Source organism: Burkholderia sp. HAN2018 (assembly GCF_024704855.1).
Lineage (GTDB): Bacteria > Pseudomonadota > Gammaproteobacteria > Burkholderiales > Burkholderiaceae > Burkholderia > Burkholderia cepacia.
Genome location: NZ_QOBB01000514.1, coordinates 1 through 1,110, shown reverse-complemented (window position 1 = coordinate 1,110; position 1,110 = coordinate 1). Strand labels below are relative to the sequence as shown.

The window sequence follows — 1,110 nt, the reverse complement described above, 5'->3', positions numbered from 1 at the left end:
GGCCGCTACCGCGTGAGGCGCCGCCGGCACGCCGGTAGCCGAGCCGGCCTGCGCAGCCGCCTGCGCCGCGCCGGGCTCGACCGCCACGATCTTCACGGTCTCGCCGCCGGCGATCGAATCGCCCGGGTTGTCGATCACCCGATCGGTCGCGGCCAGCCCCGCGACGATCTCGACGTGCGTGCCGAAATCGCGGCCGATTTGCACGGTCTTCAGCGCGGTGGTGCCGTTCGCGGCGACGGTCGCGACCGTCACGCCGTTCGGCCGGAACAGCAGCGCGCTGACCGGCAGTTCGAACGCGGGCGCCGCACTCGCGACGAGCAGGTGCGCCTGCGCGTACGCGCCCGGCATCAGCGCGCCGTCGTGGTTGTCGACGTCGATCTCGACCCGCAGCGTGCGCGTCACGGGATCGATCGCGCCCGCGCTGCGCGCCACGCGCGCGGCGAAGCGCCGGCCCGGATACTGCTGCGTGGTCAGGTACACGGGCGTGCCGGCCGACACGCCGGCCGCGCTGTCCTGCGGGACGTCGACGAACACGCGCAGCGTGTCGGTCTGCTCGAGGTGGAACAGCTCGCCCGACAGCCCCGGGCTGCCCGGTGTGCCGCCCGCCGTGACGAGCGTGCCGACGTCGACGTTGCGCGCGGTGATCACGCCGTCGAACGGCGCCGTCACCGATTCGTACGACACGAGTTCGTTCAGGTGGGCGGCATTCGCCTGCGCGGAGGCGAGCATCGCGCGCTTCGCGTTCATGTCGGCGACCTTCGTGTCGGTGTCCTGCTGCGATACCGACTGCGTTTTCAGCATCTCCTGCCAGCGCTGCGCGGTCGATTTCGCATAGTCGTAGTTCGCCTGCGCGGTCGACGTGTCGGCGTGCGCCTGGCGCAACTGCGCGTCGAGGTCGGGCGCCGTGATCTGCGCGAGCGTCTGCCCGGCTTTCACGTGCGTGCCGATATCCACACTCCAGTGCGCGATGTAACCGCTCGTGCGCGCATAGATCGACGCTTCCGCGTACGGCATCACCGCACCCGGCAGCGTGAGCGTCTGGTCGGCCGGCGCGGCGCCGGGCCGGATCACGGACACCGGCAGCGCCTGCTGCGCGGCCACCTGCACGCG

Annotated in this window: 1 protein-coding gene; it reads right to left on the bottom strand. The window is 72.0% G+C overall.

From position 1 onward, the window contains the following. Positions 1-1,110, bottom strand: a 1,110-nt coding sequence (locus DPV74_RS41475) for an efflux RND transporter periplasmic adaptor subunit (protein WP_162923342.1), incomplete at both ends; no start/stop codon positions are given.